The 22,007-nt window shown below is 41.7% G+C and carries 20 protein-coding genes; 9 read left to right on the top strand and 11 right to left on the bottom strand.

Annotated features, from left to right (window positions below):
- The first annotated feature begins 173 nt into the window (after window positions 1-173).
- From C9J47_RS25595 to rlmM, 4 genes are read left to right on the top strand one after another with little or no spacing between them, the layout of a single operon-like run.
- The gene (locus C9J47_RS25595; RefSeq protein WP_107256718.1) at window positions 174-1,082 is read left to right on the top strand and encodes a transcriptional regulator GcvA; all 909 of its coding nucleotides are present in this window, start codon (window positions 174-176) and stop codon (window positions 1,080-1,082) included.
- Entirely contained in the window at window positions 1,075-1,785 is a 711-nt protein-coding gene (locus tag C9J47_RS25590; RefSeq protein ID WP_211321791.1) for an alpha/beta family hydrolase, read from the top strand. Before C9J47_RS25595 ends, C9J47_RS25590 begins: the two co-directional genes overlap by 8 nt.
- Window positions 1,775-2,149, top strand: a complete 375-nt coding sequence (locus C9J47_RS25585; RefSeq protein ID WP_107256716.1) for a DUF423 domain-containing protein — start codon at window positions 1,775-1,777, stop codon at window positions 2,147-2,149. The genes C9J47_RS25590 and C9J47_RS25585 overlap by 11 nt, the downstream gene beginning before the upstream one ends.
- A 9-nt stretch (window positions 2,150-2,158) precedes the next feature.
- The gene (rlmM, locus tag C9J47_RS25580; protein ID WP_006232642.1) at window positions 2,159-3,241 is read left to right on the top strand and encodes a 23S rRNA (cytidine(2498)-2'-O)-methyltransferase RlmM; all 1,083 of its coding nucleotides are present in this window, start codon (window positions 2,159-2,161) and stop codon (window positions 3,239-3,241) included.
- Window positions 3,242-3,394: 153 nt separating this feature from the next.
- On the opposite strand, the gene xni is transcribed toward rlmM, so the two are convergent.
- The 5 genes from xni to queF form a co-directional block, all read right to left on the bottom strand.
- A complete protein-coding gene (xni, locus tag C9J47_RS25575) occupies window positions 3,395-4,171 on the bottom strand; it encodes a flap endonuclease Xni (RefSeq protein ID WP_107256714.1) in 777 nt (258 codons plus the stop codon).
- An 84-nt stretch (window positions 4,172-4,255) separates the two neighbouring features.
- Entirely contained in the window at window positions 4,256-5,629 is a 1,374-nt protein-coding gene (gene ppnN, locus C9J47_RS25570) for a nucleotide 5'-monophosphate nucleosidase PpnN (RefSeq protein ID WP_107256712.1), read from the bottom strand.
- Between the two features lie 292 nt (window positions 5,630-5,921).
- Window positions 5,922-7,481: a sensor domain-containing diguanylate cyclase gene (locus C9J47_RS25565; RefSeq protein WP_107256710.1), complete on the bottom strand. Its 1,560-nt coding sequence runs from the start codon at window positions 7,479-7,481 to the stop codon at window positions 5,922-5,924.
- Window positions 7,482-7,619: 138 nt separating this feature from the next.
- Window positions 7,620-9,899 (bottom strand): tetratricopeptide repeat protein, encoded by a 2,280-nt coding sequence (locus C9J47_RS25560; protein ID WP_107256708.1) that lies wholly within the window; start codon window positions 9,897-9,899, stop codon window positions 7,620-7,622.
- Window positions 9,900-10,016: 117 nt separating this feature from the next.
- The gene (queF, locus tag C9J47_RS25555) at window positions 10,017-10,862 is read right to left on the bottom strand and encodes an NADPH-dependent 7-cyano-7-deazaguanine reductase QueF (RefSeq protein WP_107256706.1); all 846 of its coding nucleotides are present in this window, start codon (window positions 10,860-10,862) and stop codon (window positions 10,017-10,019) included.
- A 156-nt stretch (window positions 10,863-11,018) separates the two neighbouring features.
- On the opposite strand from queF, the gene syd reads away from it, so the two are divergent.
- Window positions 11,019-11,573, top strand: a complete 555-nt coding sequence (gene syd / locus C9J47_RS25550) for a SecY-interacting protein (protein WP_107256704.1) — start codon at window positions 11,019-11,021, stop codon at window positions 11,571-11,573.
- Window positions 11,574-11,575: 2 nt separating this feature from the next.
- Complete coding sequence (locus C9J47_RS25545) at window positions 11,576-12,349, top strand: Zn-ribbon-containing protein (protein WP_107256702.1); 774 nt, start codon at window positions 11,576-11,578, stop codon at window positions 12,347-12,349.
- Window positions 12,350-12,451: 102 nt separating this feature from the next.
- Here C9J47_RS25545 and C9J47_RS25540 read toward each other — a convergent pair whose 3' ends face one another.
- From C9J47_RS25540 to C9J47_RS25510, 4 genes are all read right to left on the bottom strand, one after another.
- Complete coding sequence (locus C9J47_RS25540; protein WP_107256700.1) at window positions 12,452-12,727, bottom strand: hypothetical protein; 276 nt, start codon at window positions 12,725-12,727, stop codon at window positions 12,452-12,454.
- Between the two features lie 38 nt (window positions 12,728-12,765).
- Window positions 12,766-12,996: a DUF2789 domain-containing protein gene (locus C9J47_RS25535; RefSeq protein ID WP_011219578.1), complete on the bottom strand. Its 231-nt coding sequence runs from the start codon at window positions 12,994-12,996 to the stop codon at window positions 12,766-12,768.
- Window positions 12,997-15,416: 2,420 nt separating this feature from the next.
- Entirely contained in the window at window positions 15,417-15,731 is a 315-nt protein-coding gene (locus C9J47_RS25515; RefSeq protein WP_107256694.1) for a DUF3301 domain-containing protein, read from the bottom strand.
- A 61-nt stretch (window positions 15,732-15,792) separates the two neighbouring features.
- Entirely contained in the window at window positions 15,793-16,839 is a 1,047-nt protein-coding gene (locus C9J47_RS25510) for a DUF3549 family protein (protein ID WP_107256692.1), read from the bottom strand.
- Window positions 16,840-17,013: 174 nt separating this feature from the next.
- On the opposite strand from C9J47_RS25510, the gene C9J47_RS25505 reads away from it, so the two are divergent.
- The 3 genes from C9J47_RS25505 (at window position 17,014) to C9J47_RS25495 (ending at window position 18,657) form a co-directional block, all read left to right on the top strand.
- Window positions 17,014-17,334 carry a YqcC family protein gene (locus C9J47_RS25505; RefSeq protein ID WP_107256690.1) on the top strand — a complete coding sequence of 107 codons (321 nt, stop codon included), beginning with the start codon at window positions 17,014-17,016 and terminating at the stop codon, window positions 17,332-17,334.
- A 2-nt stretch (window positions 17,335-17,336) separates the two neighbouring features.
- On the top strand, window positions 17,337-18,074 hold the full coding sequence (gene truC, locus C9J47_RS25500) for a tRNA pseudouridine(65) synthase TruC (RefSeq protein WP_107256688.1): 738 nt from the start codon (window positions 17,337-17,339) through the stop codon (window positions 18,072-18,074).
- A 127-nt stretch (window positions 18,075-18,201) separates the two neighbouring features.
- Window positions 18,202-18,657, top strand: coding sequence for a flavodoxin (locus tag C9J47_RS25495; protein WP_107256686.1), 456 nt, complete (start codon window positions 18,202-18,204; stop codon window positions 18,655-18,657).
- Window positions 18,658-18,702: 45 nt separating this feature from the next.
- Here the strand turns inward: C9J47_RS25495 and C9J47_RS25490 are convergent, their stop codons facing one another.
- A complete protein-coding gene (locus C9J47_RS25490) occupies window positions 18,703-19,083 on the bottom strand; it encodes a DUF3461 family protein (RefSeq protein WP_011219572.1) in 381 nt (126 codons plus the stop codon).
- A gap of 188 nt (window positions 19,084-19,271) precedes the next feature.
- Window positions 19,272-21,896 (bottom strand): bifunctional uridylyltransferase/uridylyl-removing protein GlnD, encoded by a 2,625-nt coding sequence (gene glnD, locus C9J47_RS25485; protein ID WP_107256684.1) that lies wholly within the window; start codon window positions 21,894-21,896, stop codon window positions 19,272-19,274.
- Between the last annotated feature and the right edge of the window lie 111 nt (window positions 21,897-22,007).

The following is a 22,007-nucleotide window of genomic DNA, read 5'->3' as shown; positions in this document are numbered from 1 at the left end:
TGCAAACACAACATCGCAACATTGACTTAACCGATAATGCCAGAGGGCAGAATATCAGACGCTTAAGCCTACGTTGCGAAATGAATAATAGGGTTTATGTAGCACTTGAACAATGGACAATTTATAATACTCACCATAAAAAAAACTAATGTATCAGCCAGCATCGGAAAACTATGTCTAGACGATTACCACCGCTTAACTCATTGAAGGTTTTTGAAGCAGCCGCACGGCACTTAAGTTTTACGCGAGCAGCGGAAGAGTTATTTGTCACACAAGCTGCTGTAAGCCACCAAATTAAAGCCCTAGAGGAATTTCTTGGGCTGAAATTATTTCGTCGTCGCAACCGTTCATTGTTGCTGACGGAGGAGGGGCAAAGTTACTTTCTCGATATAAAAGATGTTTTTTCAGCGATATCTGAAGCAACAGATAAAGTGCTAGAAAGGGGAGCGAAAGGTGCGTTAACCATTAGTTTACCTCCTAGTTTTGCTATTCAATGGTTGGTGCCTCGTTTAGCGGATTTTAACGAGCAACATCCTGAAATTGATGTGCGAATTAAGGCGGTTGATTTAGATGAAGGATCATTAACCGATGATGTTGATGTTGCGATTTATTATGGCCGTGGTAATTGGACTGGGTTACGTGCCGACAAGCTGTATCAAGAATATTTATTACCGGTTTGCTCCCCGATGTTACTCGCTGGCATTAAACCGTTACGCAGCTTAAGTGATTTAAAATTACATACTCTCTTACACGATACGTCGCGAAAAGAATGGAAAAACTATGTTCGTCACTATGAGCTAAGTGACATCAATGTTAATCAAGGCCCGATCTTTAGCCACTCCACTATGGTATTACAGGCGGCTGTACATGGGCAGGGAATAGCATTAGGCAATAATGTGCTTGCTCAGCCTGAATTAGATGCTGGTCGATTAGTGTGTCCGTTTGATGAAATATTAATGAGTAAAAATGCGTTTTATTTGGTTTGTCAGGAGCGACAAGCTGAAACTGGCCGTATTCAAGCCTTCCGTGATTGGGTATTGGCAAAAGCGGCAAGAGAACAGGAAGATATTACGGATGCCTAATTCTGACGTAGAAGCTAACGAGAAGCCTGCATTGCCTATCTACCTTGTGGATGGCCCTAAATGTGATGAAGAGGCAATAGCGACGTTTCTGTTTGCCCATGGCGCAGGGGCCGGCATGGATCATGAGTTTATGACGGCAATTGCTCAAGGTATTGCCGCGCATAGCATTCGGGTAATTCGTTTTAACTTTCCTTATATGGTTAAACGTCAGGAAGATGGCAAAAAACGCCCGCCTGATCGTCAACCTAAGCTATTACTCGATTTGCAGCACCATATTGATCAATTTGCCGATGGTAAATTAGTGATTGGTGGTAAATCGATGGGCGGACGTATGGCGAGCTTGATCGTAAGTGATGTTGCTAATGAATCGCCAGATGTTGAAAACTGTACGGCGAAAGTACAGGGTGTTGCGTGTTTAGGTTTTCCTTTTCACCCGCCGGGGAAACCAGAAAACTTTCGAGGCGAGCATTTAAAAGTTGCAACTTTACCGACACTAATTCTGCAAGGTGAGCGTGATACGTTTGGTACGCGGCCAGAAGTCGAAGGGTGGCAGTATGCTGATTCGGTTTCTGTGAAATTTTTACCTGATGGTGATCATAGTTTAAAACCGAGAAAAAAATCAGGTTATACCGAGCAAGAAAACCGAGAAAAGACAGTGAAATATTTGGTTGAGTTTATTAAGGAGAGCGTGAGTGCACTCTAGAAACATCTTACTTTTCGCAGCCTTAAGTGGTGTGGTGATGGTAGCTCTTGGTGCATTTGCCGCGCACGGATTGAAATCGCAATTGCCGCCATATTTACTCGATGTGTTTAATACCGGCGTGCAATATCAAGCTTGGCATACACTTGCTTTGCTCGGATGTGGATTATGGGCACGCATTATGCCGACAAAAGCGGTATTATACGCAGCCCTGTTTTTTGCAACAGGAATTTTACTCTTTAGTGGCAGCTTATATGCGCTGGCATTAACAGGGATAAAATGGTTTGGCCCCATCACTCCGCTGGGGGGCATTTGTTTTATTATTGGTTGGGCAGCGCTTGCAATGGCTGCCTGGCGCTCAGCTTGAGGATTCAAAGTGAATCACGTTATATTGTATTGTCGTCCAGGCTTTGAAAAAGAATGTGCCGGTGAAGTTCAAGATAAAGCGAACAAACTGGAGTTATTTGGTTTTCCTCGGACGAAAAACAATACCGGTTATGTGGTATTTGAATTTCATCAGCAGGGTGATGCCGATAAATTCATTAAATTACAGCCTTTTTCTTCATTAATTTTTGCACGTCAAATGTTCGCAGCAACGAAACTGCTAACAGACTTACCGCAAGAAGATCGTATTTCACCGATCCTTGAGGCTGTAAAAGGTTTCCCACGTTGTGGTGAGCTACGTATTGAAACGCCAGACACAAATGAAGCGAAAGAGTTACTAAAATTCTGCCGTAAGTTTACCGTGCCTCTTCGCCAAGCAATGCGTAAGAAAGAGGTGCTGTACGCACAAGATAGTACCTGGAAGCCAGTACTTCATGTCTGCTTTATCGCACCGGGTTGTTGTTTTGTGGGTTACTCTTACACAAATAATAATTCGCAGTTCTTCATGGGTATTCCTCGCTTGAAATTCCCATCAGATGCGCCAAGCCGTTCAACCCTAAAACTGGAAGAAGCTTTCCATGTATTTATTCCTCGTGATGAGTGGGATGAACGTTTAGCTCCAGGTATGTGGGGCGTTGATCTGGGGGCTTGCCCAGGCGGTTGGACGTATCAGTTAGTAAAACGTTCTATGTTTGTGCATGCGATTGATAATGGTCAAATGGCGCAAAGCCTAATGGATACAGGCCAAGTTAAATATCACGCTGTCGATGGTTTTAAGTTTGAACCTGCGCGTAAAAACGTAACATGGATCGTATGTGACATGATCGAAAAGCCTGCTCGTGTTGCTCACTTAATGGGTGAGTGGCTGGTTAAAGCATGGGCAAAAGAAGCTATCTTCAACCTTAAACTGCCAATGAAAGGTCGTTATGATGAAGTACTTCAAGATATTGAAAACCTAAAGCAATACTTCATTAAAAATGGAATGAAGTTCGAGCTACAGGCTAAACACCTTTACCATGACCGTGAAGAAATTACGGTGCATGTACGCTGTTTAGATAATCGTTCTCCGCACTAATTACAAGGTGTTATCCTAGATAATGCGCCGTAAAATGTAGCCGTGAGCACATAAAAAACGCCATCGAATTGATGGCGTTTTTTTGTATGTGGATAACGATGTTTACCCGTATTCTTTGCTAGGAGCTAGGAGCTAGGAGCTAGGAGCTAGGAGCTAGGAGCTAGGAGCTAAATAGCGAATGTCTTGTAAGTTAAAGCCGAGCGTTAGGTCGGTTTTTAATGACGCGACTTTTTTACTCGCTTCTGCCGATTCTCGGTGCTCGATGATTTTCTTTTGCCATTTAGTGGGTAAATCTTCTGCCTGCAAAATGGTATCAAGATCTGGGTATAACGATAAAAGCTCTAGCGCAGCTTTAGGCCCAATGCCTGGTATGCCCGGTATTTTACTCGAGCTTATTCCTGCTAACCCCCAGTAATCTGGCAGTTGTTCAGGTTTCACGCCGTATTCTTTTTCAACGAAGGGGCTGTCTAACCAACGCTGCTGGAAATAATCACGCACTCTTAGTGTTGGGCTAAGTAGCTGACAATAGCCCTTGTCTGTTGAGATAATAGTGACCTGTTGATGACGAGAGGCGACTTTAAGCGCCAGCGTTGCGACTAAATCGTCGGCTTCATCACCATCAGATAACAAAGAGTCGATGCCGAGGTCCATAAAGGCATCTTGAATTATTTCCATACCCGCCTGAAGTTCTGGCGGCATAGGTTTACGACCTTCTTTATAGTGCGGTAATAACTCTGCTCGCCATCCTCGGTCATCACCATGATGATCAAAAACAGCCACAATATGAGACGGTTCGCTGAACTTAATGATCTTGCTTAATGCCTGACAACAAACACGAGCGGTATTTTGTACGTCTGGTTCACCAGGTTGAGCTGCATGAACACGACGAATAAGATTTAAGGCATCAATAACAACAAGATGGATAGTCATAGCAACAGTTCTATTGGAGTGAAAAAAGGGCCGTTCAGCCCTTATTGTACGCATAGCTATGTGAGAGTGTCACCCTTACTATGATTATTTGACGCTTTCTTGTGCCGTCATGATTTCGTAGCAGGGCTCATATTGAGTGCCTGGCAATTTCATACGCTGTTGTTCGACGAAATTTTTCAGGAGTTTATCCATACGCTTCATCAATACTAGATCGCCATTTATTTTAAAACGCCCGTTGCGTTCTATTTCTTGTATACCTTCTTCTTTTACGTTACCCGCGACAATGCCAGAGAATGCTCGACGCAAGTTAGCTGCAAGGTTCTCTGGGCGTTGATTCAGGTGTAAATCTAAGCTGGTCATTGATTCATGTGTCGGTTCGAAAGGTAGTTGAAATTCTGGTGGGATTTTCAATGACCAATTGAAGCTATAAGAATCACCTGTCGCTAACCGGTGTTCTTTAATTAAAGGCATTGCCGATTTCATTACTTGGGCAACTTTTTCGGGGTCATCAATGATAATTTGATAGTACTGAGTTGCTGGTTCGCCAAGGGTATCCTTTATAAAGGAATCAAGAGTACGGAAGTACGGTTCACTTTCTTTAGGCCCCGTTAAGACTAACGGTAAAGGTTGTGCCGCATTATCCGGGTGCATCAAAATACCTAAAATGTACAGTAACTCTTCAGCAGTACCCGCTCCACCCGGGAAAATGATAATACCGTGACCCACGCGAATAAACCCTTCTAGACGCTTTTCGATATCAGGGAAAATAACTAATTCATTCACAATGGGGTTAGGTGGCTCAGCAGCAATAATGGATGGTTCGGTAAGACCAAGGAAACGACTTTGCTTGTAACGTTGTTTGGCATGACCGATAGCTGCGCCTTTCATTGGCCCTTCCATGGCCCCCGGGCCGCACCCTGTACATATATTTAACTCTCGTAACCCCAGCTCATGGCCTACTTCGCGCGTATATTGATACTCTATAGGGTTAATTGAGTGCCCTCCCCAACATACAACGATGTTTGGGTCTTCACCTGAGCGGAGGGTTTGAGCATTACGCAGAATACTAAAAACAAAGTTAGTAATATGGGTGGCGCTGGTTAAGTTAAGGTCGTTACGTTGCTGTACATGCATGTTTACGTACACAATATCACGCAGTACTGAAAACATATGTTCTTGAATACCGCGGATGATACGCCCATCAACAAAGGCATGTTCTGGTGGATTGATCAGTTCTAATTTTATGCCTCGTTCACGGCGCATTACGTGCACATCGAAACTTTTATTTTTTTCTAATAATTCTTTGGAATTATCAGTGTGGCTACCTGAATTTAAAACCGCTAAAGAACAGTTTCGATATAAACGGTATAAGTCGCTTGATGCGGTCGCTTTAAGACGATCAACTTCCAATTGTGAAAGTAGCTCCATAGCACCGACTGGACTGATATGTGTAATCATAGTGACCTCCCTGGTTACGATGAAACGGTATAGTTCGCATGCATTGTGGTATTTATTGATTGTATCCAAACATAAATACGTTGGCGGACATATCCGTAATTGAAAAACTTGAGGAGTAATTCGTATTGATTAGATTAACTATTTATCCGTATATTTAACAGTAGCAGACTCTTTATAATCAGCCTGTTATTTCACCATACACAGTGAAACGTTGTTTGACCAGACATGAATAAGGAAGCAGAGGGGGGGGCTATAATGTAATGATAATATTAATGATAGAAGGGGGAGAATATTAATAAATCCAGATAAAACGGTTACGGCCACTATTCTTGGCATTATCGAGGGCTTTACTGGTGCGTTCGGTAATATCGGCAGGGGTATCGTTACCTTCGAATAATGTGGCACCAATAGAGATCGTTATGCTGACATTTTGTTCTTTAAACCTAAACGGTAATTGCGCGACGGTTTCTCGGATTTTATTTAAACTTTTAGTGCGATTATCTTCATTAATATCAGGCATGATAATCATGAATTCATCACTTTTATAACGAGCAATAAAATCGGTTTCTTCAAGGCATTGGTGAATGGTTCTGGCTATGATTTTTAATGCCTTATCACCCGCGACATGGCCATAACTATCATTAATTTCTTTAAAATTATCGATATCAATTAATGCGACACACAGTGGGTGTTGATAACGCAACCAGCGACGATATTCATGTTCAAGGCGATCATTCAATGCAGCACAGTTATATACCTTCGTTAAATGATCGAGGAACATCTTACGTTCTTGATCATTTAAGCGCTGACGGTAGTCTTGAGTTTGTTCAAAGAGTGTGGTGATTTTATTTTCGTTGTAACTTAGCTGTTCAATAAGGGTCTTTTCGCGTTTTTCGAGTGCGCGATTACGATCTGCTAGAACTTGCAGCTCTTTGGTTAACTCGGTGATTTGTGGGCGCCATGTTTCGAGGTTTTTGTGCTCGCTTAGCCCTTTTTTTACCGTGGTAACGATAGTTGATAATTCATTATTTAGTCCACCACGGTGTTCATATAGTGCCGATGATTGGCCTACATATTGATTCGTCGTTTTTTGTAGTGTGGCTAAATCACCATTGACCCCATCAAGAAACTTTTGTGAAGATCGACGCTCCTGATGTGTAGAATCTAACACTAAACGAATTACTTCGAGTGCCAACTCCAGTAAAGCTTGCGGAGGAACACCAATCAAAAGACGGTTACGTATTGTCAGAAGCTTATCGCCTGATTCACCGTCAAAGTCGAGTTCAGAGATAAGATGTTGCAGCTCATTGGTTAATTGATGCTGTATGTCATGATCTAACATATCTTTAAGCTCCACATTTTCAGTGGATACAGAAAGCAACTTTAGCGATCTTTCATAGAGTTCAACCAATGCAATAATACGTTGATGGCTGTGGGTTAGTGATGCCGATGTGTTGTTCAGTAAATTACGCAGATCACGTTTAAGTTGTGCTGGTAAACCGCGAACACGTTTGAGTGTTTCGCCGCTTTGATGGATCTGATTTTCTATTCGTAGGTTTTCTTTTTCGGTGATGCCTGCTTGTCGAGTCACCAGCCTTTCAATGATTGCAAGGCGGGGAATAAGCTTGCTGATATCTTTGGGTTGCTCAAGCTCACAGCGTAACTCTGTAAGCTTAGTATCTAGCTCTTCATCTAGCCCTCGGCATGCAACAGATAGGCGAGTAATTAGGCGTTTTAATATTACAATCTCACGCCGAGACTTCAGTGAAGCATCGCGGTAAGAGAGTTGAGCTTGATCTAAACGTTGTTTCAATTTACTCACTTCAGAAACAACAGCGCTAATATCACTCACGCTGTATATTGCTTACCTAAGCTCATATGATTAACCCTTTTTTTATCATAGGTTTACTAAAAACACATTTCAGCCATACTAGCAAAAAAAATCTAGTCATTTAAGAATATCGGCACATAAATTGATAACTGGAATCGATTAAATAACATTTTTATCAAAATCGTGATCAGGATTCCAATTGAACTCTATTGATGAAGAGCTTTGTACTTTCACTAAACCGTTATCAATACCCTGTATACAAGCTTTTCGAATATTATCGCATGCGAAACTGGCTGCAGGGGCAGCATCAATAGCGCTTAAGTGTACCCATTGGCTGCCTGGCTCTTGTTTGCTATTTAGGCGAGCAGCATTGGTCGCCATCAGCAGAATATCAATCAGTTCTTGATCGTTAATCGCTGTGTATGCACGTGGTAAAAAAGGGTATTCCGCCATGCCAATACATACAGCGGCATCTAATTGATGCTCTTTTAAGAAGTTACTCATTAATTGTTGAATCGAGTCAGCCAGTTGCTTAGGTTCACCGTTAAGGCGAGAGTTAGGCTCAATGTATAAAAACATCGCATCGGAAAAATGATAAAGCCGTGCAGGTTTACAGACTTGTTCTTTTAAGTATTCACCGAATTGACGCTCAATTTCTAAGCCTTGCTGATAACCTTGCTGCAAATAAATATGTTTAAGGAAGGTCGCTTCAAACAAACCAAAACGTAGTCGATCACTTAATGGTTCATTGATGATTTCGCCTAAATGCCATTGCTCGAAGTTGGCACTACTTTGTTGTAAAGAGTTGGGTAGGCGAGCATTAAGCATCCGTAAGTTACGTAATCCACTACGTGGGTGAGTGTAGAGTTCGCTACGTAAGTGAGAAAGACGGCTCTGCAGTTGTTTGGCAACAGTATGGCGACGCACTAAAAAAGTGATGAGAAGAACGATAACACTGATTAGAAACAGACTGATTTTTTGCTGTTTATAGATCGATTTTTCATTTTCAAACTGTTGGCGTTCCATTTCTTCTAGGCGAAGAGATCGTTCAAGCATACGTTGCTGTTGTTTAAATACCTCAACGTTACTTTTTCTTTGTTTTTCTTGTTGGCTAGCAAAGAGTTGTTCGTAGCGGCGCTGACTTAATAGGGCATTATAGTAATCATTCTGCTTTTCAAATGCTTGAGATAGAATCGATTCACCCATTAATTGCAGGTTTATTTTGCCGATACGACTTGAAGCGATGAGCCCCGCTTGCAGTGTCGTAATTGATTTATCTATACGGCCTTCAGCTAGTTCAAGTTTACCTTCTAAGATCTGTGCTTCAGCCGAAATGACATCATTACCTGTTTGCTGTGCAAGAAGGCGTGCTTGTTGTAAATACTGTTCAGATTTTGGGTAGTTGTAAAGTTGTAAGTAGACTCTTGCAATATTAAGGCGTAACTGAGCAGAACGGACAACGTGCTTTAATTCACTTTCTTGGTCGAGCGCATTAAAATAATGCACTAATGCCAAGTTATAGCGATTTTGCTGTTCATAAATAGAAGCTATTAGTGTCAATGTTTTAGCTAAAGGTCGGCTACGTTGATAACGTTCGTAAAATTCACCTGCTTGAGTGGCATGCTCTAATGCTTTATCAAACACTTTTCGTTGTTCAAATAAATTCGCTAGCATGTAATTTGCAGAGGCTATTTGGGCGTTGTCTTCATTTTCAACCGCTAACCAGTAACCACTTAGAAGACGATCTAAGGCCAAGTCATAATGACTATGACGCAGGTAATGCCGCCCTAAAGTGAGTTGATATATGATTTTCTCTGATGAGTCATCAATGCTGATGAGCAATTGTTTGGCTTTTATAAACAGTTTTTCTGCTTGATTATCATTGTTTAATTTTGACTCAATGACAGCTCGCTGCATCAATGACCAATATTGTAAAAATGTCACTTGCTTGGTGCGCTTGAGTGATTGTGTCTGTTCTATTTCGGTATCAATGTTATCTAACATTTTTAATGCAGTTGCACTATTTTTGAGGTTTTCCCAATAAAATTTAGCATGTAATAAACGCGTTTCTAAGATGGTATAGGTGAGCCCATTTTCAACGGCCAGCTTTTCCGCTAATTTTATCGTGTTTAATGCCTGTTCAGAGTCATTCAATAGTGAATAAGCTTGTGCTTTAATTTGTAGGGCATTAATTGTATTTAATGGAGTACGAACGGTGTGATCGGTTTCATCGTTAGCATGAACACGAGAGGCGCCCTTCTTTTCTGTGAGGCGGCGTTGTTTAATGTAACGATCGGAGATTTCTAATGATTTTTCTGGGCTAGTTTGTAATAGCTCGTTTGCATCTGCCAAAATAGGGGTAGTGTATACTTTTGCACTCGCGCTAAAGGAAGCAATCAGAATCACTATTACACTTATCAACCCGCGGCGAAAACTCATATCATCTCTTAAACCACAATAAACACAGTTGTCTAATATTACTGGCTTGGTGAATCAAGTCCAGCAAAGTAAACCTTTTTACTGGACTTATTATTCAATGTGTTGGAATTATTAAGATTACTGGCGCGCTAGGCGGAAGTTATCACTCGGTGTTTTGCCTTGGTTTGTACGATATGGGTTAATATCTAACCCGCCACGACGTGTATAGCGTGCGTAAACCGTTAATAATTCTGGTTGGCAGAACTTCATGATATCAGTAAAGATACGTTCTACGCATTGTTCATGGAACTCATTGTGGTTACGGAAAGACACTAAGTAACGTAGCAATTTCTCGCGGTTGATTTGCTTACCTTTGTAAGAAATTTTCACGCTGCCCCAATCTGGCTGATTGGTGATTAAGCAGTTAGATTTCAGCAAATGGCTGTGAAGATCTTCCGTCACAATCTCACCTTCTGCAGCATCTTTAAGGTATTGTGCATCAAAGTCGTAACTGTTGATTTCAATATCTTGTTCATCAATACAATTGCCAGCAAAGTTGATCACCGTTTGGTCAGTGAAATCTTCTAATGGCTGAATCGTGACATCCACTTCTTGTCCCGCACAAGCTGTCAGATCTTTCTGTAATGTATCGGCAATTTGCTGCCAGCTATCAAAACGCGTTTGATTAAAGCTGTTGATATACAACTTAAACGATTTTGACTCAATTAGATTAGGGCTAGAAGCGGGTAAACGCACTTCACCAATTGCAACTTGAGGTAACCCTTTGCTGTTTAGCCATGATAGCTCATAGAGTGTCCAGATATCATAGCCAGTAAATGGTAAGCTTTCGCCAAGGTTTAAGTCACTGCGGTTTAGACTTCGAGGTACTGGTTGCAGTAAAGAGGCATCGTACTGATCGATATAATCGGTTTTTTGCCCCAGTGTTAAACCCGCTAATTCTTTAGCATCTTTATATTTGCTCATACTGTATTTGACACTCTTGGATTAGAATATGTGTGCGATTCTGCTTATAGCCTCATAACGCTGTATTAACGTTAGTAGGGGCTAAGCTGAAGCGTCACTGATTTATATTAAAAATACTATAGTGCAAAGTTTACTTAATCTTTAATGAGGTTGCGAATGAATCATCCTGTTGCTGTCGCTTTATCTGACTTTTCTTCTCTTTTTTTACAAGCTTGGCGTGATGCAGGTCACGGTTTTCCACGTAGCGAAGATTTAGTTGGGCTTGAGTCACCGTGTGTTGAACATGATTCAGGTGATGAAGTGACATGGAAACCCATTACTCGTCAACCTCAGGGAGATTTAGCTGGGGTTGAGAAGGGTATTGAGATTGAGCTACATAAAGATATTGTTGTTTTTTATAGCACCCAGTTTAGTGGTGATATGGCGGCAAAATTTGGTGAGATTGAATTAGACTTATTGCAAGTGTTCAGTGAGCAAGATGGTGTACGTTTACAAGAAAATATTCTAGGGCACCTTGTGACGCAACGTCGTCTAAAATTAAAGCCAACAGTTTTCATTGGCGTTATTGATAGTGCCGATAAAGTGATCGCCATTTGTAATCTAACAGGTGAGGTCATACTTGAAACCTTGGGTAAAAATGAACGCGATGTGTTAGCAAAAGATGTGACTAGCTTTTTACAGCAGTTAGTGCCCGTAGTACGAGAGGCTTAAAGATGTACGTTGTAGAGCTGCAATTTGAGTGTTTTGATAACACCACAATATCCGCTGTTGATGCTGCAATCAACGGCTTGATGGATGCATTACGTTATAACGGTCAGGTACTTGGTCGAGAGTTTCCTATCGTAATGGACGACGGTATTTTCCGTGTTAGAGCGGTATGCCCTGAGCAAGATGGTTTGCACTCGCAGTTTAACAGTGAAAATGTCAATGCGCATATCAAGCGCTTGAACAATGCTTGCTTATTAGCGCCTAAGATTAAATTGCTTGGACGTGATATTAATTCAGAAGCCGCTGCTGAAAATTTAACACCATCTTGGCAGGTTATTTATACCACCTTTGTTCATACTTGTTCGCCATTACGTTGTGGCGAAACGTTAATGCCTATTCCACTTTACCGTATTGGCCCTACATCTAATGGCGATCATAAAGCTATCTTGAAGTGGCAAACAGAGTGGCAAGCTTGCGATGAAATTCAAATGGCTGGTGGGTGCAAAGCTGAACATGCAGCCCTGCATGAAATTCGTGATGTTGATAGTGATCTATTTCGTCGTGGATGGGATCTGCGTGGACGTATTGAATTTTTAACGAAGATACCTACGTACTATTATCAATATCGTGTTGGTGGTGACAGCTTAGCGGCAGAACTTGAGCGTAAGTGCCCTAAATGTAATGGTGATTGGCGTCTGGATGAACCACTGCATAACTTGTTTCACTACAAGTGCGATAAATGTCGGATCGTTTCGAACTTATCTTACGACTTTCAGTAATCTGCTTATTGCATGATCCTCAATGAGAAAGGGCACCGCATGGTGCCTTTGAACTATCAGCTGCCATCGTATCGAGCAAGATAATATCGGCATCATCTCGCGCTAATGATTTGCATTTTCTAATTGGGAAAGGCGCGCCGTTAGATCCGCAACTTGTTGTTCAAGTTGTTTGATACGTTCTTCATTGGAGAGGCTGGGTTCTGTTCTCTCAATTTTTGGTACTTTTGCATTTTTCTTCCATGCCTGTAGTGCCTTTATAATAAGGGGCATTGGCAGCGGTTCAGTTAATCGTGCTTTAATTAATGCAACGGAAGGTTCTTTACCTTCAGCAATAAGAGAGGTAATCGCCTGTTCTAGCGCGAGGGTAATCGTCGACATAGTACTTCCTGAAATCGTGTTTGATATGAAGATACACGCTATTTTCGTAGCAAAGTATCTAATTGATCAATAACTTCACTCCAGTCAGCATCCTGTTCTTGGGATTCTTTTAAAAATCGTTTCTGAGCGGGCTGCCAAAAACTGGCTTCGGTTAACGTCTCATTTTGTTCAAGGTGATGTTCACAAAGGAATGACTCAATGAATGATTGAGAATTGTTTAGCCCTAACTGGCTGAAAAGATTTGATAAATTATGGTTGAATGTTTCCATGCCTATATCCCTTTTAAGTCGATTCTTATTGAATATGAAACTCGCGCATCTGTTATGAATGTAGGATAAGTTTGGCTATTAATACCAATTTTTGATGGTTATTTGCGTTAACGAGATAAAGTGTAGTGGGAGTCTGGCGAGATATCTCTACTTGGCTTGTAAGAGATCTCTTACAAGCACGTGCGCCTTTTAAGTTAATGTTGTCAGCGTTAATGTTGGGGCTCGTATTAACCTGTTGTTTTTATTGAGGTTGCGTTTTTATCGTGAATGTTATTATGAAAACTGTGATTGAAGTCCGCTTTGCCTCCCTTGTTCAAAACTTCTAAAAGCGTAATCTTATTGGTGTCGGAAGGAACTGACGGAACGGAACAGGAAAAAGCCAAGGATTTGGTAGTCTCAGGATGAGACCGGTGTATCAGGATGATATATCGAACATGGATAGTAAAAGGACCACCGAAGGATTCGGTAACAGTAAGCAGGATGTTTACTGGTCAGGATGACAAAAGGACCACTTCAGGACGAAGTTAGGGACACCTCTAGGATAGAGGCATAAAGGAACACTTCAGGGTTGAAGTAAAGGACACCTCCAGGAAGGAGATGAGAGTTGATATAGGATGTATCGACGGGTTAAGGAAAGCCAAAGGATCTCTTCAGGACGAAGATAAAAGGACAATGCTGACGGATTACAGCAGTCAATGGAATGATGCAGGGAGCACCATAGTAGCCGGATTGCTGCAAGTAAGACCTAAGGGCGCGACGCAAGTCGCGCCCGCTCTTTTATGTCTGCTATAAAATTATTCTTTTCTAAATCTTATTTATTTCCTCTCCTTTGTATCTACAACTCAATGTATTCGCTGTGTATTTTTGAGTGATATGTTGAATTATTGTTATTATTTCCACCCATTTACCTCAAATGAAATCGATTACCGGATATTGTTTATTTCAGGTGTGAGAGATCTCTTACAAACTCGTGGGAAAACTATATTTCAACTTACGGCTATTACGTAACCCTTAATGTTAAGTTGTTTAAATTCAATGCCTTAACTGGTTGTGATGAGGTTGTTATATTTTTTGTTCCTATTATATTTTTTCTTGGTCATGTCTAAAGTATGCATATAGAGTAGTATCTCTCTTGTCGGAAGGAACTGACGGAACGGAACAGGAAAAAGCCAAGGATTTGGTTGTCTCAGGAAGAGAACGGTGTATCAGGATGATATATCGAACATGGATAGTGAAAGGACAATCAAAGGATTTAGGAACAGTAAGCGGGACGTTTGCTGGTTAGGATGACAAAGGACCACTTCAGGACGAAGTCAGGGACACCTCTAGGACAGAGGTTTAAGGGGTTTGCTTCAGGATGAAGTCAGGGACACCTCTAGGACAGAGGTTTAAAGGATTTGCTTCAGGATGAAGTCAGGGACACCTCTAGGACAGAGGTTTAAGGGATTTGCTTCAGGATGAAGTCAGGGACACCTTCAGGGTTGAAGAGAGAGTTGAAGCTGGATTATTCAACGGGTCAGGGAATACCGTAGGACACTCTAGGATAGAGTGGGGAATTATGCTTTAGGAAGAAGCACATCATGGAATGATGCAGGGAGTATAGTAGTAGCAGGATTGCTGCAAGTGAGATCTAAAGGCGTGACGAAAGTCACGCCTTTTCTCGTTTCTGCAATTTCCGAATTGTTTGTGTTGTTGATGGTTAATCTCTTATATCTACCTGCCTTGTGCGAGATCTCTTACAAAGCTGTGGGAAATCATGTGATTTTAGGTAAGCTAAAATCACATGATATTGGTTAAGATGCTGTTTGTATTGGGGTTTTATGTTTTTTGGTTCGAGGTGTTTATTTCGTCATACAGTATTTTTTGCTAGGTGGTTCTTTTTTTAAGGATTCGGCGTAATCTTATTGGTGTCGGAAGGAACTGACGGAACGGAACAGGAAAAAGCCAAGGATTTGGTAGTCTCAGGATGAGACCGGTGTATCAGGATGATATATCGAACATGGATAGTAAAAGGACCACCGAAGGATTCGGTAACAGTAAGCAGGATGTTTACTGGTCAGGATGACAAAAGGACCACTTCAGGACGAAGTTAGGGACACCTCTAGGATAGAGGCATAAAGGAACACTTCAGGGTTGAAGTAAAGGACACCTCCAGGAAGGAGATGAGAGTTGATATAGGATGTATCGACGGGTTAAGGAAAGCCAAAGGATCTCTTCAGGACGAAGATAAAAGGACAATGCTGACGGATTACAGCAGTCAATGGAATGATGCAGGGAGCACCATAGTAGCCGGATTGCTGCAAGTAAGACCTAAGGGCGCGACGCAAGTCGCGCCCGCTCTTTTATGTCTGCTATCTAACATTCAGTGTTTTGCTATTAGGCTTTAGCCTATCGTTAACGAGCATCTACCTTCATTATCATTAATCAATTTCAACGTCTGGAATATGATGAGCTGGCACATAGAACGTCATGGGTCTAAACCCTTTCATTTCGACAATCCCTTCATAATAGTCATGTCCATTGGCAGAGAATTCAAACAAGTACACCGTTCGCCATCCCCAATTACCTTTATTATCTTTTAGCTTATGGGAACCTCTTGCTGTGCTGAGTAATTGCAAGCCAAGGTTTTTACAGCGTTGTTTAATGAACTTTTCGGCGAATTCAGTTTGGCGTCGTTGCTGCCAAAATAAATATGCGCCGAATGCGACCAGCAAGATTGCGATTAAGTTATCCATAACGAATAAGACTATCCTTAATAAAAATCAACAGATCTTAATATCCTTAAAATAGCACAGACTATTTATTATGAGCATGTTGTTGAAGCTGAGTTATCGCTTCAACTAATGCAGGGTTTGCTTGGCTGTGAAGAACTTGAAGCATAATTCCGCGAAGTAAAGGCAACATGACAAGATCAGTAAACAGCTGATTAAATAGCGTTTGATCTTTTGTTTCAGCAAGGCGTAATAAGAATAGGCTTGCGGTGTCTGTGTTTGCTAAACCATACCAACAGCGTCCTGCAATTGCGACTAAGACTTCAGGGTGACAAAGTTCGGTATGTTGTAGCAAGACATTAAGCTGCTCTGTAAGCGTGACAGCGTTGCTACCTGCAAGCGAACGAATAATAGCGGCGAGTAAGAAGAGATCTGGCTCTGAAGATGCCATTTCTGTGTGTAATCTTTCTTCTAAACGCTTGCTCAGTGTTTCTGGAATATCACAATGCTCTAAACAACCCAGTAATGCATAAAGAGGGGTCATTGGCAGATTGTTCACTGCTTTTCTTAGTAACGTGCTGTTATTTTCTTGCTTTATTCTTGCACAGATATCAGCCAAACCTTGCAGACCGACACCTTGCCACTGTTCCCAGCCGAGATCACCACTTAGAAATAGCTGAGCATGCTCATAATACTGGCTGGTCGATAATGAGAGAACGTGACGTAATTGGGCATGAAAAATCGCCATTTTGTCGTCATTCGGCTTAAATGTGTATGGGTTCGCGGCTAATTTCTCTTGTTCTTCTTCTGTCGGCTCAGCATTGAGCGTTGCGCCCATGGCTTCGATAACATACTTGATAAAATCACCCACAGCGGCTTGCTTTAATAGCCCACGCTCGTCTAATGGTAAACGTAAGAACCAAACCCAAGGTGCATTATTGTTCTGCCAAAAAGAGATAGAAAGGTGCGCATGCTGCTGCAATGGCCATGGATAAGGCTGACGATTTTCTTCTACAGCTTTGAATTGCTCGATATCAATTTCGCAAACACGGCGACCAAGGTCGAAAATCTTGTACTGACAACCAGCATTATCAAGTAATTGGGTAAGGGTATGAAATTTATCCATGGACATAGTTATTGCTCCTAAATCTGATTCGTGAGTATATCAAAGACAGTAATTAACTGACTATTCAATTGCGTAAATCATGTCATTAAGTACCTGAACCTTGATTGTCTGTGTATCCGTTGTTGGGTGGCGGGGGATGAAATGGTATTCTAGCGCGCCAATTTCATGAGGATTTGTTGCATGGATAAATATCGTCATAGCATGTTGTTACTAGAAAAGCTTGAGGCTGCCTTACGCAATGCCGACTTGTGGGAAAATGTACCACCAAGTGATGTGGCACTTGCGAGTACGGAACCTTTTGCTGTGGATTCGCTCTCTTGTAGTCAATGGTTGCAGTGGGTTTTTATTCCGAGAATGACCCAGCTTATCGCGCTGAAACAACCGTTACCTCAACATTTTGAACTTTCCCCTTATGTTGAAGAAGCAATGAAGCACGATAGTGGGATAAATATTATTCTTGGCGTAACACGTGAGTTAGATAACTTATTTAAGGCTCAATAATTGTGGAATTAGACATTCTTTTTCAAGATGAATACTTAGTTGCGGTTAATAAGCCCTCTGGCATGTTGGTTCACCGCTCTTGGCTTGATCGCCATGAAACGGTATTTGTAATGCAAACATTACGCGACCAAATTGGTCAGCATGTATTTCCGCTTCATCGTTTAGATCGTCCTACATCTGGGGTGTTATTATTTGGCTTATCGAGTGAAATTGCGTCGCAAATGATGCCGGTATTTTCAGGGCGAGAGATACATAAAACATATCATGCAGTTGTTCGTGGTTGGATCAAAGACGCTGCAGTACTTGATTATCCGTTGAAAAAAGAGCTTGATAAAATTGCGGATAAAAACGCAGCAGAAGAACAGGAAGCTCAGGAAGCAGTAACAGCCTATAGTCCACTTGCCACCGTTGAAACCAACATTCCAGTAGGTCGTTATGCGACCAGCCGTTATTGCTTAGTTGAAATGAAACCAGAAACGGGCCGTAAACACCAGCTGCGTCGCCATATGCACCATTTAAATCATCACATTATTGGTGATGTAAACCATGGTGATGGTCGCCACAACCGTATGTTCCGTGAAAACTATGACTGCCATCGTTTGATGCTGCATGCCTCCCGTTTGCAGTTTGTTCATCCAGTAACAAAGCAAACGCTAGATATTCGAGCATCAACTGATGAAACATGGCTACGGGTGATGTCAGAGTTTAATTGGTCTACTGAGCTATTAAATTCAAAATAGTGATAAATTATCATCACGCCACTTTTTTAATGAGGTAGCTCTCGTTGTCGGGTTATCTTATTTGCATCTTCGAATATAAAAAGCCAAATTTATTTTTGGATTCTCTGAAAATAAAGGCTAGGACGTTATGGCTAAAGTTGGTGTATTTGTTGGTTCTGTATTTGGCGGCGCTGAAGATGTTGCCCAAGATGTAATTACCCAGTTAAGCTGTAATGGACATACGGCTCAGCTGTATTTAGATCCTCAGCTTGATGATTTTTTAGCATATCAAAATGACACAATTGTCGTTATTACCTCGACAACGGGGCAGGGTGAAGTGCCTGATAACCTTTTACCACTATATGTTGCGCTAAATGATCAATTTCCATTGGTGCCTAAGTTAAGTTATGGCGTGATTTCAATGGGGGATTCAAGTTATGGCGAAGATCGTTATTGTGGTGCCGGGCGACAGTTCGATGAGATGCTGCAACAACTGCAGGCTAAACCTGTTGCAGAGCGATTAGATATTGATGCCTGCGTTAGCTTTGATGCATTAGAAGCGACGCTTCCTTGGTTAAGCCGTTTTTTGAAGCAAATCGCTTAGATGATGATTTCTGCTCTTCAAGAAGAGAGCAGAAATCAATGATGTTTATTTTAATTTTTCTAAATCTGCTTCAATTTCTGATATTTTGTGGCTTACAACGCGCTCTAAATGACGTAAGTCACCTAAAATTTTCTTCTTAATATCCACTTCTGTATGCTTTCTTTTAGTGATGATATCGAGCTCATCAATAATATGTGTCAGTGTTCGATTTATTTCAGTAATTTCTTTGTATTCACGGCTACCGCTATTCACTAAGACGGATTTTCGCTGACGAGGAAATTTAAATTTCACACTCTTTGCAAACAGCTCACCTTTATTTTTTGCAAAATAGACTTTCAGAATGTCATTGGCGGCTTCTTGACGCAGGCTGTAACGTTCAATTGCTTCTGGTTGTTCAATACCAATACTGGTGAGGTGTGGATACATAAGGGCCTCTGCTTAATGTCTTTATATTTTACGAGCAATAAAATAACTGTAGCAAGAACCTATCATAACGTCCTGATAGTCGATCCAGAATGTGGTGAAGATCGCGCATCCTTTAAGTAAAAAATATCTAGCGTAAAGAATGCGTATTAATAAGGTATTCGAGTGAATCAGGTAGTCATACTTAAGCCTTAATCTTGAGGGGTCAGCTTGATGATTAACGCCTCTTTCAATGCTTGCTGATGCTCTTCAGTTAACGGACTTCCGTGCTCATTCACTAAAATAAAGAAATCTTCTGCACGCTCACCAATGGTGGTAATTTTGGCGGCTTGTAGACTGACTTTTTGTTTAGCAAACACGGCACCAATTCGAGCGAGCAGACCCGGCATGTCTAACGCAATGAGCTCCATTGTTGTTTTTTTGCCCGTTTTAGTTGGCAAAAAGTCCACTTGAGTTTTAACGTTAAAATGCATTAATTTACGTGGTGCGCGTTTATTTTTACGCTCTGATTTCATTTTTGTCAGTGCGTTAACGAGTGCGCGTCGAATTGTATTGTGGCGATTTTCTGGTATGGCTTTTCCGCTCGGATCTAGCACCATAAATGTATCAAGCGTGTAACCGTCTTTACTGTTCATGATTTGGGCATCGTGAACACTGAGATTTTTCTTATCCAATTCTGATACGACAATTGCAAATAACTTGGCTTTGTCTTTGTTATAAACAAATACCTCCGTCCCCCCTCTTGTCGCTTTTTTACTCAGCAGTATGAGTGGTTTGTCATGATCATGCGTGAGTAGCGCTTCGGCATGCCAGGCTAATTGCTTGTGTGTATGACGCAAGAAATAATCAGCTTTAAAACGTTGCCACAGTACTTCTATTTCACGAGGTGCGAAGCCTTTTCCGCGCAAAATAGCAGAAGATAGCTGTTGGTTGTGACGGATACGGTCACGTACATCAGGAGTATTTTCTAATCCACGGCGCAACGCTTTTTGAGTCGAATAATAGAGCTCTGCGAGCAGAGTGCGTTTCCAGCTGTTCCATAATTCTTGGTTTGTCGCGCAAATATCAGCCACGGTTAGGCAAACCAAATAATCGAGACGTTCCTCATCTCGCACTTCTTTGGCAAATTCAGCGACAACTTCTGGATCATAGATGTCTCGGCGCTGAGCGGTGACTGACATCAGTAGGTGCTTTTGAACCAACCAAGCGATGAGGTTAGCTTCTGGGCGTGATAAACCGTGCTGAATACAGAACTTATGCGCTTCAACTGCGCCAAGCTCAGAGTGATCCCCACCACGGCCTTTGGCTATATCATGGAAAATACCTGCAATGGTGAGTAATTCCTTTTTGATGATCCTTGGATAGACCTCACAGCAAATAGGGTGACGCTCTCGATTCTCTGGGTCATTAAATTTATTGAGATTCTTGATAAGGCGAACGCTGTGTTCATCGACCGTGTATACATGGAACAAATCAAATTGCATCTGACCTACAATTTGACTCCATTGAGGTAAATATGCCGATAAAACGCCATGACGGTGCATTAAGCGAAATGCTTTTTGTAAAGTATTTGGCTGGCGAACCAATTCCATGAATTTTTCACGGGCCTCGGGAATATCAACTAAAAACACGTTTAAACGCCGTCGAGCTGTACGCAGTTGGCGAAGTGTCGGAGCCGCTATCCCTTCAATGTCACCGTTTTGTGCTATGTGCAAAAACATATCAAGGATCGTTTCAGGGCGGGCTTGGAATAATGCCGGTTTGATTGCTTCAATTAAATGCCCGCGAATTTGAAAGTCATCACTAAGCTGTATAGTTTCAACCGTTTTTCCGTTCTCGAGAATCGCTTGATCAAATAATTGAAGTAACATTTTATTGAGTTCAAGTACGCGACGTAATGTGCGATAAAACTCTTTCATCATCATTTCGACACCGCGATTGCCTTCTCCGGTGTAGCCTAAATTTTCAGCAACGGATGGTTGGTGTGAAAAAGTGAGGCGGTTATCGTAGCGGCGTAACTCAATGTGCAGGGCAAAACGAATGCGCCACAGTGAATCTTGGCATTCAACTAATTCACGGTATTCCGCATCAGTTAAAAAGCCAAATCGACTCATCTCTAACAAACTGGTCGCCCCAAAATGACGGCGTGCAACCCAGCTTAAGGTATGAATATCTCGTAATCCGCCAGGGCTTGATTTGATATCAGGTTCTAGATTATATGTGGTGTCGTGATAACGGGCATGGCGTGTTTTTTGTTCTTCTAATTTAGCCCGATAAAAGTCTTCACTCGGCCAGAAATCACCTGCACTAATACGTTCTTGTAAGCACTGAAATACGTCGTCACTGCCGCAGAGTATGCGTGCCTCGGTTAGGTTCGTAGCAACCGTTAAATCATTGCTGCCAATTTCAATACAGTCATCGATAGTCCGTACACTATGACCGACCTCTAAACGCAGATCCCATAAAAAGGTTAAAAACGCACTGATGATTTTTCCTGTTTCATCACTTAGTGGTTGAGCGCTTAAGATTAGAATATCGACATCTGATAATGGATGTAACTCACCCCGACCATATCCACCTACAGCGACTAATGCGATATCAGGATACTGGTTTACGCCATAATGTTCCCATAGACGAATTAATAATTTATCAATGAAAGTCGAGCGAGACAGTACCAAATCGGTTACTGGACGGTGCTGGATAAATTGTTGTTTTTGCTGTTCAGCAAATTGTTCAAGCGTGTTACGCAAGTTTTCTTGAGTAATCGCTTCAACAGGAAGTGTTTGAGGGTTAGTTATCGTAGAGGTGTCAATCATCGCGGTCCATGCCCTGTGATGTAGTGCTTAGTCTTACTATAACTGGATCGTAATAAATGGGTAGTAGTTATCGATAGATTGCTAACGGTTGGAGGATAGTGTTGAGGAGGA

The sequence above is a fragment of the Photobacterium indicum genome, from assembly GCF_003026215.1.
GTDB lineage: Bacteria > Pseudomonadota > Gammaproteobacteria > Enterobacterales > Vibrionaceae > Photobacterium > Photobacterium indicum.
This window is presented reverse-complemented; position numbering and strand designations above follow the sequence as displayed.